Annotated in this window: 14 protein-coding genes; all 14 read left to right on the top strand. The window is 63.9% G+C overall.

From position 1 onward, the window contains the following. The first annotated feature begins 7 nt into the window (after window positions 1-7). The 14 genes from BUB39_RS00945 to BUB39_RS00880 all read left to right on the top strand — a co-directional run bounded on the left by BUB39_RS00945 (window position 8) and on the right by BUB39_RS00880 (window position 15991). The gene (locus tag BUB39_RS00945) at window positions 8-1198 is read left to right on the top strand and encodes an NADH-quinone oxidoreductase subunit D (RefSeq protein WP_073051148.1); all 1191 of its coding nucleotides are present in this window, start codon (window positions 8-10) and stop codon (window positions 1196-1198) included. Continuing rightward, window positions 1198-2115, top strand: coding sequence for an NADH-quinone oxidoreductase subunit NuoE (gene nuoE, locus BUB39_RS00940; protein ID WP_073051146.1), 918 nt, complete (start codon window positions 1198-1200; stop codon window positions 2113-2115). The genes BUB39_RS00945 and nuoE overlap by 1 nt, the downstream gene beginning before the upstream one ends. Window positions 2116-2124: 9 nt before the next feature. Continuing rightward, window positions 2125-3432, top strand: coding sequence for an NADH-quinone oxidoreductase subunit NuoF (nuoF, locus tag BUB39_RS00935; protein ID WP_073051144.1), 1308 nt, complete (start codon window positions 2125-2127; stop codon window positions 3430-3432). Window positions 3433-3436: 4 nt separating this feature from the next. After that, entirely contained in the window at window positions 3437-3772 is a 336-nt protein-coding gene (locus tag BUB39_RS00930; protein WP_073051142.1) for a pentapeptide repeat-containing protein, read from the top strand. After that, the gene (gene nuoG / locus BUB39_RS00925; protein WP_073051139.1) at window positions 3772-5865 is read left to right on the top strand and encodes an NADH-quinone oxidoreductase subunit NuoG; all 2094 of its coding nucleotides are present in this window, start codon (window positions 3772-3774) and stop codon (window positions 5863-5865) included. Before BUB39_RS00930 ends, nuoG begins: the two co-directional genes overlap by 1 nt. A gap of 7 nt (window positions 5866-5872) precedes the next feature. Beyond that, window positions 5873-6919: an NADH-quinone oxidoreductase subunit NuoH gene (nuoH, locus tag BUB39_RS00920; protein WP_073051137.1), complete on the top strand. Its 1047-nt coding sequence runs from the start codon at window positions 5873-5875 to the stop codon at window positions 6917-6919. Next, window positions 6919-7407, top strand: coding sequence for an NADH-quinone oxidoreductase subunit NuoI (gene nuoI / locus BUB39_RS00915; protein ID WP_073051134.1), 489 nt, complete (start codon window positions 6919-6921; stop codon window positions 7405-7407). The genes nuoH and nuoI overlap by 1 nt, the downstream gene beginning before the upstream one ends. A gap of 6 nt (window positions 7408-7413) precedes the next feature. Then, entirely contained in the window at window positions 7414-8022 is a 609-nt protein-coding gene (locus tag BUB39_RS00910; protein ID WP_073051132.1) for an NADH-quinone oxidoreductase subunit J, read from the top strand. 20 nt (window positions 8023-8042) lie between these two features. After that, a complete protein-coding gene (nuoK, locus tag BUB39_RS00905) occupies window positions 8043-8351 on the top strand; it encodes an NADH-quinone oxidoreductase subunit NuoK (RefSeq protein WP_073051129.1) in 309 nt (102 codons plus the stop codon). Between the two features lie 7 nt (window positions 8352-8358). Continuing rightward, entirely contained in the window at window positions 8359-10455 is a 2097-nt protein-coding gene (gene nuoL, locus BUB39_RS00900; protein WP_073051127.1) for an NADH-quinone oxidoreductase subunit L, read from the top strand. Between the two features lie 12 nt (window positions 10456-10467). Continuing rightward, window positions 10468-11979, top strand: a complete 1512-nt coding sequence (locus BUB39_RS00895; protein ID WP_073051116.1) for an NADH-quinone oxidoreductase subunit M — start codon at window positions 10468-10470, stop codon at window positions 11977-11979. A 61-nt stretch (window positions 11980-12040) separates the two neighbouring features. Next, window positions 12041-13477 (top strand): NADH-quinone oxidoreductase subunit NuoN, encoded by a 1437-nt coding sequence (nuoN, locus tag BUB39_RS00890; protein WP_073052653.1) that lies wholly within the window; start codon window positions 12041-12043, stop codon window positions 13475-13477. Window position 13478: 1 nt separating this feature from the next. After that, window positions 13479-14315, top strand: coding sequence for a biotin--[acetyl-CoA-carboxylase] ligase (locus BUB39_RS00885; RefSeq protein ID WP_073051114.1), 837 nt, complete (start codon window positions 13479-13481; stop codon window positions 14313-14315). Further along, window positions 14312-15991, top strand: coding sequence for a ribonuclease J (locus tag BUB39_RS00880; protein ID WP_073051112.1), 1680 nt, complete (start codon window positions 14312-14314; stop codon window positions 15989-15991). The genes BUB39_RS00885 and BUB39_RS00880 overlap by 4 nt, the downstream gene beginning before the upstream one ends. Window positions 15992-15999: the final 8 nt, after the last annotated feature.

Raw genomic sequence — 15999 nt, 5'->3', positions numbered from 1 at the left:
GCCCTGAATGTCTGAAGCCCAGGTTCGCACCTTCAACATCAATTTCGGCCCCGAGCACCCCTCGGCGCACGGCGTGCTGCGTCTTGTGCTGGAGCTCGACGGCGAGATCGTCGATCGCGTCGATCCGCATATCGGTCTGCTGCATCGTGGCACCGAGAAGCTGATCGAAGCCAAGACCTATCTACAGGCGGTGCCCTATTTCGATCGGCTCGACTATGTCGCGCCGATGAACCAGGAGCATGCCTACGCGCTCGCGGTCGAGAAACTGCTCGGCATCGAGGTGCCGAAGCGCGGCCAGCTTATCCGCGTCCTCTATAGCGAGATGGGGCGCCTCCTTTCGCATGTGCTGAACGTGACGACCTGGGCCATGGACTGCGGTGCGCTGACGCCGCCGCTCTGGGGCTTCGAAGAACGCGAGAAGCTCATGATCTTCTATGAGCGCGCGTCCGGCTCGCGCATGCATGCGGCTTATTTCCGTCCGGGCGGCGTCCACCAGGATCTGCCCGAGGCGCTCGTCCGCGACATCGGCGATTTCTGCGATCCCTATCTGAAGCGTCTCGACGATCTCGACCGTCTGGTGACCGGAAACCGCATCTTCAAGCAGCGCAATGTCGATATCGGCGTCGTGACGCTTGAGGAAGCCTGGCGCTGGGCCTATTCCGGCGTGATGGTTCGCAGCTGCGGTGCGCCATGGGACCTGCGCCGTTCGCAGCCCTATGAGTGTTATTCCGAGCTCGATTTCGACATCCCGACCGGCTCGCATGGTGATTGCTACGACCGCTATCTCGTCCGCATGGAAGAGATGCGCCAGTCGATCCGCATTATGAAGCAGTGCGTCGCCCGCCTTCTTGGCACCGAGCGCAGCGGTCCGGTGTCCTACACCGACAACAAGATCGTTCCGCCGAAGCGCGGCGAGATGAAGCGCTCGATGGAAGCGCTCATCCATCACTTCAAGCTCTATACCGAGGGCTACCACGTCCCGGCCGGCGAGGTTTACGCCGCCGTCGAAGCGCCGAAGGGCGAATTCGGCGTCTATCTCGTCTCGGACGGCACTAACAAGCCTTATCGCTGCAAGATCCGCGCGCCGGGCTTCGCGCATCTCCAGTCGATGGACTTCCTCTGCCGCGGTCACATGCTGGCCGACGTTTCGGCGGTGCTGGGTTCGATCGACATCGTGTTCGGAGAGGTTGACCGCTGATGTCCGTTCGTCGTCTCGCATCCGAACAGCCCGCGAGCTTCGCGTTCACGCCCGAGAATCTCGCTTGGGCCGAGAAGCAGACCCAGAAGTTCCCTGCCGGCCGTCAGGCTTCGGCGGTGATCCCGATCCTCTGGCGCGTTCAGGAGCAGGAGGGCTGGGTTTCCGAGCCGTCCATTCGCTTCGTTGGCGAACTGCTCGACATGCCGTTCATCCGCGTGCTCGAGATCGCGACGTTCTATACGATGTTCCTGCTCGCCCCGGTGGGCAGGAAGGCGCATATCCAGGTCTGCGGAACGACGCCCTGCGCATTGCGGGGCGCCGGCGAGTTGCTCAAGGTCTGCCGCAGCCGTATCCACGCTGAGCCATTCCACATCTCTGCGAATGGTGATCTCTCTTGGGAAGAGGTCGAGTGCCTCGGCGCCTGCGTTAACGCGCCGATGGTCCAGATTGTCCCGGATACCTATGAAGACCTCACCGCCGAGAGCTTCAATACGCTCATCGACGATATCGAGGCAGGCCGTGCGCTGAAGCCCGGCCCGCAGGTCGATCGCTTCACGTCGACGCCGCTTGGCGGTCAGCGTGTCCTGGTCAGCGCCGAGCTCTATGATGGCTCGATGATTGGCCAGGGCGCGGGCCTTGCTGCCGCCAAAGAAGCGATCGCCGCGCGCGCCAAGGCTGCTGAAGAAGCCAAGGCTGCCGAAGAGGCGAAGGCTGCCGAGGCCGCCAAGCCTGCCGTGGAGACCAAGGTCGATCCGGCTCCGGCCAAGGATCCGGTTGCCCCGGCCGTCAAGGTACAGGCCGAGGCGGACAAGGATAAGGTTCCGAACCAGGTCGACCAGTCGAAGCCGGCGTCCGATCCGTCGGTGCGGCCGGACGCGGGCACGGCGGAAATTCCCCAGTCGGGCAAGAAGGATTGAGGGCGGACCATGCTGGCTGACAAGGACCGCATCTTCACCAATATCTACGGCGCCAAGGACTGGGGCCTGCAGGGCGCGCTGAAGCGCGGCTCCTGGGATGGCACAAAGACCATCCTGGAAGCCGGTCGCGACTGGATCGTCGACCAGATGAAGGCCTCGGGCCTGCGCGGCCGTGGCGGCGCCGGCTTCTCGACCGGCCTCAAATGGTCGTTCATGCCCAAGGTCAACGACGGCCGGCCGCATTATCTCGTCATCAATGCGGACGAGTCGGAGCCGGGCACCTGCAAGGATCGCGAGATCCTGCGCCATGATCCGCATCATCTCGTAGAGGGTGCCCTGATCGCGTCCTTCGCGATGGGCGCGCATGTCGCCTATATCTATGTGCGTGGCGAGTTCATCCGCGAGCGCGAGCATCTGCAGGCGGCGATCGACCAGGCCTATGAGGCCCGCCTCATCGGCAAGAACAATGTCCATGGCTGGGACATGGATATCTATGTCGCCCATGGCGCCGGCGCCTATATCTGCGGCGAGGAAACCGCGCTGCTCGAGAGCCTCGAGGGCAAGAAGGGCCAGCCGCGCCTGAAGCCGCCGTTCCCGGCGAATGTCGGCCTTTATGGCTGCCCGACGACGGTCAATAATGTCGAGAGCATCGCGGTCGCCCCGACCATTCTTCGGCGCGGCGCGGCGTGGTTTTCCTCGATCGGCCGGCCGAACAATGTTGGCACCAAGCTGTTCGGCATCTCCGGCCACGTGAACACACCCTGCATCGTCGAAGAGGCGATGGGCATTCCGTTCCGCGAGCTGATCGAGAAGCATGGCGGCGGCGTCCGTGGCGGCTGGGACAATCTCCTGGCCATCATCCCCGGCGGCGCGTCCTGCCCGATCATCCCGGCCAAGGATTGCGAAGAGCTGATTATGGATTTCGACGGCACCCGCGCGGTGAAGTCGAGCTTCGGCACGGCCGGCGTCCTCGTCATGGACAAGTCGACCGACGTGATCCGCGCCATCGCGCGCATCTCGGCCTTTTTCAAGCATGAGAGCTGCGGCCAGTGCACGCCGTGCCGCGAAGGCACGGGCTGGATGTGGCGCGTGCTGGACCGTATGGCGCGCGGCGAAGCCGAGAAGCGCGAGATCGACATGCTGCTGCAGGTCACGACCCAGATCGAGGGTCACACGATCTGCGCGCTGGGCGATGCGGCGGCTTGGCCGGTGCAGGGCCTCATCCGTCATTTCCGTCCGCTCATCGAGGAGCGGATCGACCTCTATTCGGCCAATCCGAAGCCGATCGAGCGCGAGATGATGGAAGCGGCGGAGTAGGGCGATGAAGCTGGAAGGCGTCATTGAGAAATTGGAGGTCAACAGGTCGACCCTCGCGGGTTCGAATTTTGTTGACGTCAATCTTTCGGGCGCCTGCTTCGACGATGTGAACATGTCGGGCTGGACGGCGAAGAACGTCAATCTGGCGGGCCTCTCCGTCGAGGACGCGAATATTTCGGGAGCGCGCATCACCGACGTGAATCTGTCGGGCGCTCGGCTCTCGAAGGTCAACCTGATGGGCGTCTCGATCGAAGGCTGCCTTGTCGAAGGCGCCAGGGTCGACGGTGTCCTCCTATCCGAATTGCAGGCCGCCTATCGTGCGGCGCAAGAGGCGAAGTAATGGCCAAGATCATCGTTGACGGCATCGAAGTGGACGTCCCCCCGGACTACACGCTGCTGCAGGCGGCGGAAGCCGCTGGCGCGGAAGTGCCACGCTTCTGCTTCCATGAGCGTCTGTCGATCGCCGGCAATTGCCGCATGTGCCTCGTCGAGGTGAAGGGCGGCCCGCCGAAGCCGCAGGCTTCCTGCGCGATGAGCGTCCGCGATCTCCGCCCGGGACCGAACGGCGAACCGCCGGTCATGTTCACCAAGTCGCCGATGGTGAAGAAGGCGCGTGAAGGCGTGATGGAGTTCCTGCTGATCAACCATCCGCTCGATTGCCCGATCTGCGATCAGGGCGGCGAGTGTGATCTGCAGGACCAGGCCATGGCCTATGGCGTGGACAAGAACCGCTTCGCCGAGAACAAGCGCGCCGTCGAAGATAAATATATCGGTCCGCTCGTGAAGACGTCGATGAATCGCTGCATCCATTGCACGCGCTGCGTCCGTTTCACGACCGAGGTTGCCGGCATTTCCGAGATGGGCCTGATCGGCCGCGGCGAGGATGCCGAGATCACGACCTATCTCGAAAAGGCGCTGTCATCCGAGTTGCAGGGGAACGTCATCGACCTTTGCCCGGTCGGCGCGCTGACCTCGAAGCCCTATGCCTTCCACGCCCGCCCGTGGGAGCTGGTCAAAACCGAGGCGATCGACGTCATGGACGCGGTCGGCTCGAATATCCGCGTCGACGTGCGCGGCCGCGAAGTGATGCGCATCCTGCCGCGTCTTAACGAGGCCGTGAACGAGGAGTGGATTTCCGACAAGTCGCGCTTCGTCTGGGATGGTCTGCGCACGCAGCGCCTCGACCGGCCTTACCTGCGAGTCGGCGGCAAGCTGCGCCCGGCCTCGTGGGGCGAAGCCTTTGCGGCGATCGCCGGCAAGGTCAAGGCGACGACCGGTGCACGCATCGGCGCCATCGGCGGCGATCTCGCCTCGGTTGAGGATCTCTTCGCGTTGAAGCAGCTGCTGGTTTCGCTCGGTTCCGGCAATTTCGACATCCGCCAGGATGGTGCAGCGCTCGACCCATCGAAGGGCCGCGCGAGCTATGTGTTCAACCCGACCATCGCCGGCATTGAACAGGCCGACCTGATCCTCATCGTCGGTTCCAATCCCCGCCGCGAGGCTTCGGTGCTGAATGCACGCATCCGCAAGCGCTGGCGCGCCGGCGGCGTCCGGATCGGCGTCATCGGCGAACAGGCCGATCTGACCTACCCCTATGAATATCTCGGCGCGGGCAGCGACACGCTCGGCGAAATCGCGGCTGGCCGCCTCGCTTTTGGCGAGGCGCTGGCCAAGGCCAAGCGGCCGATCGTCATCGTTGGGCAGGGCGCACTGGCAGGCGCGGCCGGCGCTGGCGTGCTCGCAACCGCTGCGGCAATCGCCACGGCCGAGGGCCGTGACGAGGGCTGGAACGGCCTTGCGGTTCTTCATATGGCGGCTTCACGCGTCGGGGGACTTGATGTCGGCTTCGTGCCGGCTGCCGGCGGTCTCGATGCGGCCGGTATGGTCAAGGCGGCCGGGGCGGGGGAGCTGGATCTTCTCTTCCTGCTCGGCGCCGACGAAATCGATACCGAAGCGCTCGGCGCCGCCTTCGTCGTCTATATCGGCACCCATGGCGACAACGGCGCGCACCGCGCCGACGTCATCCTGCCGGCAGCGGCCTATACCGAGAAGTCCGGCACCTATGTGAACACGGAGGGCCGGGTCCAGCTTTCCAACCGTGCCTCGTTCCCCCCAGGGGATGCGCGCGAGGATTGGGCGATCCTGCGGGCCTTGTCGGATGTCGTCGGTCACCGCCTGCCCTATGACTCGCTCGGCGAATTGCGCCGTGCGCTCTATGCGGCCTATCCGCATCTTCAGATGATTGATCATGTCGAGCCGGCAGGGCTCGGCGATGTCGCGGCGCTGGCCAGTTCGGCCGGCGGCCTCGCGAGCACGGCGTTCAGGAACCCGATCGCCGATTTCTACCTGACCAATCCGATTGCTCGCGCATCCGCCGTGATGGCGGAGTGTTCCGCGCTGGCGGCCGGCCTGGTCGCGGCGGCAGCGGAGTGAGGGGCGCATGAACGGTTTCGTCGACGGCTACCTGATTCCGGGCGTCATTCTTATCGCGCAGAGCCTTCTGGTTCTGGTGCTGCTGCTGGTATCGATCGCTTTCATTCTGCTGGCCGATCGCAAGATCTGGGCGGCGGTGCAGATGCGCCGCGGACCGAATGTGGTCGGCCCCTTCGGCCTGCTGCAGTCCTTCGCGGATCTCTTGAAGTTCGTGTTCAAGGAGCCGGTGATACCGTCCGGCGCCAACAAGGGCATCTTCCTCCTGGCGCCGCTCGTGACCGTGACGCTGGCGCTCGCCGGCTGGGCGGTGATCCCGTTCAATGCAGGTTGGGTGATCGCCAACATCAATGTCGGTATCCTCTACCTGCTCGCGATCTCCTCGCTCGGCGTCTATGGCATCATCATGGGCGGCTGGGCGTCGAACTCGAAATATCCGTTCCTGTCGTCGCTGCGCGCCGCCGCGCAGATGGTGTCCTACGAGGTTTCGATCGGCTTCGTGCTGGTCGGCGTGCTGCTCTGCGTCGGTTCGCTGAACATCTCCGATGTCGTGCTGTCGCAACAGACCGGCCTCGGCACCAAGATCGGCCTTCCGGGGAGCTTCCTCGACTGGCACTTCGTGCCGCTGTTCCCGCTGTTCATCATCTTCTTCATCTCGGCGCTGGCCGAGACGAACCGGCCGCCCTTCGATCTCGTCGAGGCCGAGTCGGAACTCGTCGCCGGCTTCATGTCGGAATATGGCTCGACGCCGTACATGATGTTCATGCTCGGCGAATACGCGTCGATCTGCCTGATGTGCGCGATGACGACGATCCTGTTCCTCGGGGGCTGGCTGCCGCCGTTCAACTTCGCGCCCTTCACCTGGGTGCCGGGGATCGTCTGGTTCGCCCTGAAGCTGCTGCTCTGCTTCTTCATGTTCGCGATGGTCAAGGCCTTCGTCCCGCGCTATCGCTACGACCAGCTGATGCGTCTCGGCTGGAAGGTGTTCCTGCCGATCTCGCTGGGCATGGTCGTCGTGGTCGCCGCCGTTCTCCAGATCATGGGATGGGCTCCCTAATGCGCCTCGACCAGACTGCGAAGTCGCTCTTCCTGACCGAGTTCGTCTCGGCGTTCTTCCTTGCGATGCGCTATTTCTTCGCGCCGAAGAAGACGCTGAACTATCCCTACGAGAAGGGCGCGATCAGCCCGCGCTTCCGCGGCGAACATGCGCTGCGCCGCTATCCGAACGGCGAAGAGCGCTGCATCGCGTGCAAGCTGTGCGAGGCCATCTGCCCGGCGCAGGCGATCACGATCGAAGCCGGCCCGCGCCGCAATGACGGTACGCGCCGCACCACCCGTTACGACATCGACATGGTGAAGTGCATCTATTGCGGCTTCTGCCAGGAAGCCTGCCCGGTCGACGCCATCGTCGAAGGTCCGAACTTTGAGTTCGCGACCGAGACGCGCGAGGAGCTTTACTATGACAAGGAGAAGCTGCTTGCGAATGGCGACCGCTGGGAACGGGAAATCGCCCAGAACATCAGCATCGACGCGCCGTATCGGTGAGCGGTCATGATCATTCACACCCTCTTCTTCTATCTGTTTTCGGCGATCACCCTCGCTTCGGGCCTGATGGTCATCTCGGCCCGGAACCCCGTGCATTCGGTACTGTTCCTGATCCTGGCCTTCTTCAACGCTGCGGGCCTGTTCGTCCTGCTCGGCGCCGAATTCCTCGCGATGCTGCTGGTCGTCGTCTATGTCGGCGCGGTGGCGGTGCTGTTCCTCTTCGTCGTGATGATGCTGGACGTCGATTTCGTCGAGCTGCGCCAAGGCTTCCTGCAGTATCTGCCGGTTGGCGCGTTGGTCGGCGTCGTGCTGCTCGCCGAGTTGCTCATCGGCCTGTCGGGCTGGACCTTCGCGCCTGAGGCGATCGCGACGGCGACGTCGCCGATCCCCAATCCCGCGGAGATTTCCAACACCGCGGCGATCGGGCGTCTGCTGTATACGCATTACATCTTCTTCTTCCAGGTCGCGGGCTTCGTGCTGCTCGTCGCGATGATCGGCGCGATTGTGCTGACGCTGCGCCACAAGCCGAAGGTCAAGCGCCAGGTGATCGCCGACCAGGTGTCGCGGTCGCAGAAGGTCGACATGCACGCCGTCAAGCCCGGCCAGGGCGTCTAGAGAGGGAACGGATCACAATCATGGAGATCGGTCTCCCTCACTATCTGGCGGTCGCGGCGATCCTGTTCACGATCGGCGTATTCGGCATCTTCATCAACCGGAAGAACGTCATCGTCATCCTGATGTCGATCGAGCTCATCCTGCTCGCCGTGAACATCAATTTCGTGGCCTTCTCCTCCTTCCTCGGCGATCTCGTCGGCCAGATCTTCGCGCTGTTCGTGCTGACGGTCGCGGCGGCTGAAGCGGCGATCGGCCTCGCCATCCTCGTGGTCTACTTCCGCAATCGTGGTTCGATCGCGGTCGAAGACATCAATCTGATGAAGGGCTGAGGCTCCGATGTATTCCGCGATCGTCTTCCTCCCGCTCATCGGCGCCATCATCGCCGGCGTGATCGCGCTTTCGGGCAGCTACCGCGCCGCCATGGTCGGTGCGCCGGCCGAGGGCAGCGACGCCGGCCATCATGATCATGGCGACCATGCACATGTAAGCCACGCGCATGATGACCACGGCCACGGCGCCCATGCGCATGACGATCACGGGCACGGGCATGACGATCATGCACCCGCGGCGCCAGGGTCGCGTCCGGCCGAGATCATCACGACGGGCTTCCTGTTCGTCTCCGCGATCCTGTCGTGGATCGCCTTCCTGACGATCACGGCCCCCACCGGCGAGCCTGTCTTCGTCAACGTGCTGCCTTGGGTGACCTCGGGCACGCTGTCCTTCAACTGGTCCTTCCGCATCGACACGCTGACGTCGGTGATGCTCATCCTGGTGACGACCGTTTCCTCGCTCGTCCACCTCTACTCATGGGGCTACATGGCCCATGATGAGCACCGGCCGCGCTTCTTCGGCTATCTGTCGCTGTTCACCTTCGCCATGCTGATGCTGGTGACGTCAGACAACCTCGTGCAGATGTTCTTCGGCTGGGAAGGCGTCGGCCTTGCCTCCTATCTGCTGATCGGCTTCTGGTACCAGCGCCCGTCGGCGAACGCCGCGGCCATCAAGGCCTTCGTCGTCAATCGCGTCGGCGATTTCGGCTTCGCGGTCGGCATTTTCGGCGTGTTCGTTCTGTTCAACTCCGTCGACTTCCAGACGATCTTCGCCAATGCCGGCGGTGCCGTCGGCACGAAGATGCACTTCCTGTCCTGGGATTTCGACGCGCTGACCACCGTTTGCCTGCTGCTGTTCGTCGGCGCCATGGGCAAGTCGGCGCAGTTCCTGCTGCATACCTGGCTGCCGGACGCGATGGAGGGCCCGACCCCGGTCTCGGCCCTCATCCATGCGGCGACGATGGTGACGGCTGGTGTGTTCATGGTGGCGCGGATGTCGCCGCTATTCGGCCTGTCCGAGACGGCGCTGACCATGGTTACGTTCTTCGGCGCGACGACCTGCTTCTTCGCGGCGACGATCGGCCTTGTGCAGAACGACATCAAGCGCGTGATCGCGTATTCGACCTGCTCGCAGCTCGGCTACATGTTCGTTGGCCTCGGCACGGGCGCATTCGCGACCGGCATCTTCCACCTCCTGACGCACGGCTTCTTCAAGGCGTTGCTGTTCCTCTGCGCCGGCTCGGTGATCCATGCGGTCAGCGGCGAGCAGGACATGCGCAAGATGGGCGGTCTTCGCAAGCACCTCCCGATCACCTATTGGGCGATGATCGCCGGCACGCTGGCCATCACCGGCTTCCCGTTCACGGCCGGCTATTTCTCGAAGGACGCCATCATCGAGGCGGCCTATGTGGCTGAGAACCCGCTGGCCGGCTATGCCTGGTTCATGACGGTGGCGGCGGCGCTGCTGACCTCGTTCTATTCTTGGCGCCTGATCTTCATGACCTTCCATGGCAAGCCGCGCGCCTCGGCCGAGGTCATGGCGCATGTGCATGAATCGCCGAAGCCGATGACGATCCCGCTGATCGTGCTGTCGCTCGGTGCGCTCTTCGCCGGCATGATCTTCGAGAACCGCTTCATCGGCGAGGCCTATGCCGAGTTCTGGAAGAGCGCGCTGTTCACCAATCCGGACAATCATGTCCTGCACAACATGCATGAGATGTCTGAGCTGGTTAAGCTCGCGCCGACGGTCATGATGGTGATCGGCTTCCTGCTCACCTACTGGTTCTATATCCGCTCGCCCGAGGTGCCGAAGCGCCTCGCCGAGGAGCAGCCGCTGCTCTACCGTTTCCTGCTCAACAAGTGGTATTTCGACGAGCTCTACGACTTCCTGTTCGTCCGCCCGGTTAAATGGCTCGGCCGCTTCCTCTGGAAGAAGGGCGATGGCTGGCTGATCGACGGGTTCGGCCCGGACGGTATCTCCGCCCGTGTCGTGGACGTCACCAAGCGCGTCGTCCGCCTCGAGACGGGGTACGTCTACCACTATGCCTTTGCCATGCTGATCGGCGTCTCGGCGCTGGTCACATGGATGATGTTCGCGCGCTGAGGATTTGACCTAATGACCGACTGGCCGATCCTTTCGACCGTAACCTTCCTGCCGACGGTCGGCGCGCTGTTGCTGCTGACGATCCGCGGCGATGACGCGGCCGCGCGGCGGAACATCTATTGGATCGCCCTCTGGACGACCATCGTCAACTTCCTGATCTCGCTGCTGATCTGGAAGGATTTCGACAACGCCAATGCCGGCTTCCAGTTTGTCGAGCAGGCGGGCTGGCTCGGCGGTCGCATCGGCTATTCGATGGGTGTGGACGGCATTTCGATGCTGTTCGTCATCCTGACGACCTTCCTGATGCCCGCCTGTATCATCGCGTCGAAGTTCTCGGTCCAGAAGCGCTTCCGCGAATATATGATCGCGTTCCTGCTGCTCGAGACGCTGATGATCGGCGTTTTCTGCGCGACCGATCTTGTCCTGTTCTACGTCTTCTTCGAAGCCGGCCTGATTCCGATGTTCCTGATCATCGGCATCTGGGGCGGACCGCGTCGCGTCTATGCCGCGTTCAAGTTCTTCCTTTATACGTTGCTCGGCTCGGTGCTCATGCTGCTAGCCATCATGGCGATGTACTGGCAGGCCGGCACGACGGATATCCCGACGCTGCTCAACCACCAGTTCCCGGCCTCGATGCAGACTTGGCTATGGCTTGCCTTCTTCGCGTCGTTCGCGGTCAAGATGCCGATGTGGCCAGTCCACACCTGGCTGCCAGACGCGCATGTGGAAGCCCCGACCGCCGGTTCGGTGATCCTGGCGGGTGTGCTGCTGAAGATGGGCGGCTACGGCTTCCTGCGCTTCTCGCTGCCGATGTTCCCGCTCGCCTCGGCTGATTTTGCGCCCTTCATCTACACGCTCTCGGTCGTCGCCATCATCTACACCTCGCTGGTGGCGCTGATGCAGGAGGATATGAAGAAGCTGATCGCCTATTCGTCGGTCGCCCATATGGGCTTCGTGACGATGGGTATCTTCGCCGGCAATCAGCAGGGCGTCGAAGGCGCTGTCTTCCTGATGCTGTCACACGGGCTTGTGGCGAGCGCGCTGTTCCTTTGCGTCGGCGTCGTCTACGACCGGATGCACACCCGCGAGATCGCGGCCTATGGCGGACTGGTCAACCGGATGCCGTTCTATGCGGCCATCTTCCTGTTCTTCACGATGGCCAATATCGGTCTGCCGGGCACGTCGGCCTTTGTCGGCGAGTTCCTCACCATGCTGGGGGCCTTCCGCGCCAACACCTGGGTCGCCTTCTTCGCAACAACCGGCGTTATCTTCTCGGCGGCTTACGGGCTCTGGCTCTACCGTCGCGTGATGCTCGGGCCGCTAGACAAGCCTGCGCTGATGTCGATGTTCGACCTCTCGCGTCGCGAACTGACGATCCTCGTGCCGCTGGTTCTGCTGACCCTTTTCTTCGGTGTCTATCCGACGCCCGTCTTCCATGTGACGTCGGCTTCGGTCGACAATCTCATCACCAACTATCAGGCGGCTCTTTCGGCTGCCGGCAAGCTCGCCGTCGCGGCCAAGTGACTCTGATGACAGACCAGACCGCCTCCATGACGAACCGAGTGACGAACCAGGACGCACTATGATGGAACTCGCGCCTCTGCCCGTCCTCTCGCCCGTGCTGCCGGAACTCATCCTGGCGGTCGGCGCGCTCGCGCTCCTGATGATCGGCGTCTTCAAGGGAGAGCGCGCGACGCCACTCGTGACCTCCCTGTCGGTGGTCGTGATCGTCATTGCAGGTTTGGCGCTTATCTTCATGACGCCGGACGGAGTCACGTTCTCGGGCGCGTTCGTGCTCGATCCCTTCGCGCGATTCATGAAGGTGCTGTCGCTGATTGGCTCCGGCTTCGCGGTCTTGATGTCGGCAGACTTTGCCCGGCGCGAGAGCTTCGACCGGTTCGAATATCCGGTGCTGATCGTCATCGCGACGCTCGGCATGATGCTGATGATCTCGGCGAGCGACCTCATCTCGCTTTATCTCGGTCTCGAGCTGCAGTCGCTGGCGCTCTATGTCGTCACCGCGATCAACCGGGATTCCGAGAAGTCGTCGGAAGCGGGCCTCAAATATTTCGTCCTCGGTGCGCTCTCCTCCGGCATCCTGCTCTATGGCGCGTCGCTGGTTTACGGCTTCACCGGCCATACGGATTTCGCTGGCATCGCCGCGGCCCTTTCGGGTGGCCCGGCCTCGGTTGGGCTGGTGTTCGGCATCGTCTTTGTCATCGCAGGCATCGCGTTCAAGGTTTCGGCGGTCCCGTTCCACATGTGGACGCCCGACGTCTATGAAGGCGCGCCGACCCCGGTCACCGCCTTTCTCGCCGCGGCGCCCAAGGCGGCGGCGATGGCGATGTTCGTGCGCGCCCTTGCCGGCGCATTCGGTCCGGCCGTAGCTGACTGGCAGCAGGTCATCACCTTCGTGGCGCTCGCCTCGATGCTGCTCGGTGCCTTCGCGGCGATCGGTCAGCGCGACATCAAGCGCCTGATGGCCTATTCCTCGATCGGCCATATGGGCTTCGCGCTGGTCGGCCTTGCTGCAGGGACGCAGGCGGGTGTCCAGGGCGTCATTGTCTACATGTCGATCTATGTCGCCATGACGCTCGGCGTCTTCGCCGTCATCCTCTTCATGCGCCGCCAGGGCCGCGCGGTTGAGGAGATCGGCGATCTCGCTGGCCTCTCGCGGACGCATCCGGTGATCGCATTCATCTTCGCGATGCTGATGTTCTCGCTTGCCGGCATCCCGCCGCTCGCCGGCTTCTTCGCCAAGTTCTATGTGTTCCTGGCGGCGATTGAGGCGCATCTCTACATGCTCTCGATCGTCGGCGTGCTCTCCAGCGTCGTCGGCGCCTTCTACTATCTCCGCCTCGTCAAGATCATGTATTTCGATGAGCCGGCGGGCGCGTTCGAGCCGATGTCGGGCGCCCTCCGTCTGGTTCTGGGGATTTCCGGCGCCTTCGTCATCCTCTACGTCGTCTTCGCCGGTCCGCTCGGCCAGGCGGCAGCCGCCGCTGCCAAGACCTTCTTCTGACGTGGAATTCGCACTCGGACCCACGGCACTGTCGGCCGGTTATCGGCTTACCGCCTATCCCCGGATCGGCTCCACCAATCAGGAGGCGATCCTCGCCGCGCGTTCGGAAGATCCCGGCGCGCATTGGTTCGTGACCACTGATCAGACGGCAGGGCGTGGCCGCCGTGGCCGCGCCTGGGTCGCGCCCGTTGGCAATCTCGCTGCGACGCTGCTGATTGTCACGCCGCATGATCCAGCGACCGCCGCTACGCTCGGCTTCGTAGCGGGTCTTGCGCTCGACGAGGCGCTGCGCGCCGTAGCGCCCGACCTTGCCGTCCATATCGGGCTTGACGCCTTCGATGGCGTGGGCGCGCCCGGACGGGCCGACCGGCTGCGGCTGAAATGGCCGAACGACGTTTTGCTGGACGGCGGCAAACTTGCAGGTATTGGCCTTGAGGCCGAGAGCCTCGACGGCGGCCGGCTCGCCGTCGCGATCGGCATCGGAGTCAATGTCGTCGCCGCGCCGGAGGGCTTGCCCTATCCAGCAACGTCGCTGGCGATGCTCGGGCTTCGGATCGAGGCGCCGGCGGTCTTCATCGCCCTGTCGAATGCCTTTGCCGGGCTCATCCGCATCTGGGACGGCGGACGTGGCTTCCCTGTCATCCGGAAGCTGTGGCTCGAACGGGCGGCTGGTCTCGGCGAGCCGGTGGCGGTGCGGGTCGGTGAGGATGTCTTCTCAGGCGCCTTCGAGACGATCGACGAACAGGGGCGGCTCGTGGTGCGGTCGGCAAGCGGGCTTTCGCGAACGATTGCCGCAGGCGAGGTTCATTTCGGCGCTGTCGCCACGGTGCGCGCATGAAGGCCGCGCGCTCGAAGTCCGACGAATTCGTCTTCCTGCCGCTCGGCGGCGTCGGCGAGATCGGCATGAATCTCGCCGTCTACGGCCTCGGGCCGTCGGATGAACGGCAATGGCTGGCGGTCGATTTCGGCGTCGCCTTTGCGGGTCCGGATCTGCCCGGTGTCGACCTTATTTTTCCGGATATTGCCTATCTCGAGGAAGAACGGACGAATCTCGCCGGCATTGTGATCACGCATGCGCATGAGGATCATTTCGGCGCGCTGCTCGATCTGTGGCCGCGCCTCCGCGTCCCCGTTTATGCAAGCCCGTTCACCGCGGGCCTGCTGGCGGCGAAGCGCGCGGGCCATCCCGGCGCGCCGGAGATCCCCGTCACCATCGTGCGACCCGGCGAGCGGCTGAACATCGGTCCGTTCGACGTCGAATTCATCGCGGTCGCACATTCGATCCTCGAGCCGATGGCGCTGGCGATCCGCACGCCGCTCGGTACGGTGATCCATACGGGCGACTGGAAGCTCGATCCCGAACCCGTCATCGGACCGGTCACAGATGCGGCGCGTCTTTCCGCGATCGGCGACGAGGGTGTCCTCGCGCTGGTCTGCGACTCGACCAATGCCCTCCGCGAGGGGCGTAGCCCGAGCGAGACGGAAGTCGCGCGCGAACTGACCAAGCTCGTCGCCGAGGCGGAGGGAAGGGTCTTCTTCACGACCTTCGCCTCGAACATCGCCCGAATCCGGTCGATCGCGCTCGCTGCGCTGGCCGCTGAACGTCAGGTGGTCCTTGTCGGCCGGGCGCTGCATCGCGCCTGCCAGGTGGCGCATGAACTCGGCTATCTCGAGGGTTTGCCGCCGTTCCTCGACGAAGAATCGTATGGCTATCTGCCGCGTTCGAAGGTCGTGGCGATCGTGACCGGCAGCCAGGGCGAACCGCGCGCCGCGCTGGCGCGCATCGCCGCCGACGATCACAAATTCATCGGCCTCTCTCCGGGCGATACCGTCGTCTTCTCCGCGCGCCCCATTCCCGGCAACGAGAAGGCGATCAACGGCATCATCAACCAGCTCGCCTCCGACGACATCATCGTCGTGACCGATCGCGACCGCCTTGTGCATGTCTCCGGTCATCCGCGCCGCGATGAGCTGGCCGAGATGTATCGCTGGACGCGTCCGGCAATTGCCATACCCGTCCACGGCGAACCGATGCACCTCGCCGCCCACGCCCACTTTGCCAAGGCCCAGGGCGTGCCGCGCGTCATCGAGATCGAGGATGGCGTGCTGGTCCGCCTCGCTCCCGGGCCTGCCGGCGCGATCGACGATGTCGCGGTTGGCCGGCTCTACAAGGATGGCAGCATCATCGCCGATCTCGACGGCGTCGGCGTGCCGGATCGCAAGAAGCTCGCTTTTGCGGGCCATGTGGCGGTGTCGGTCGTGCTCGACGGCAAGGGCGGCCTCGCCAGCGAACCGGAGGTCGGGCTCGTCGGATTGCCGCTCATCGGCCCGACCGGAGAGCCGTTCGAGGCCACGGTGATGAGTGCGGTGCTCGGTACCATCGAGAGCATTCCGCGTGCCCGCCGGCGCGATACCGAACTGGTGCGCGATGCACTTCGCCGGGCGGTGCGCGCGGCCGTGCGCGACATCTGGGGCAAAAAGCCCATTTGCACGATCTTCGTCGCGGCCGTATGAGGCTCTGC

The organism is Kaistia soli DSM 19436, assembly GCF_900129325.1.
In the GTDB taxonomy this organism is placed as follows: Bacteria; Pseudomonadota; Alphaproteobacteria; order Rhizobiales; family Kaistiaceae; genus Kaistia; species Kaistia soli.
Note: the sequence above shows the minus strand (reverse complement) of the source record. Positions and strands in the feature narration are given on the sequence as shown.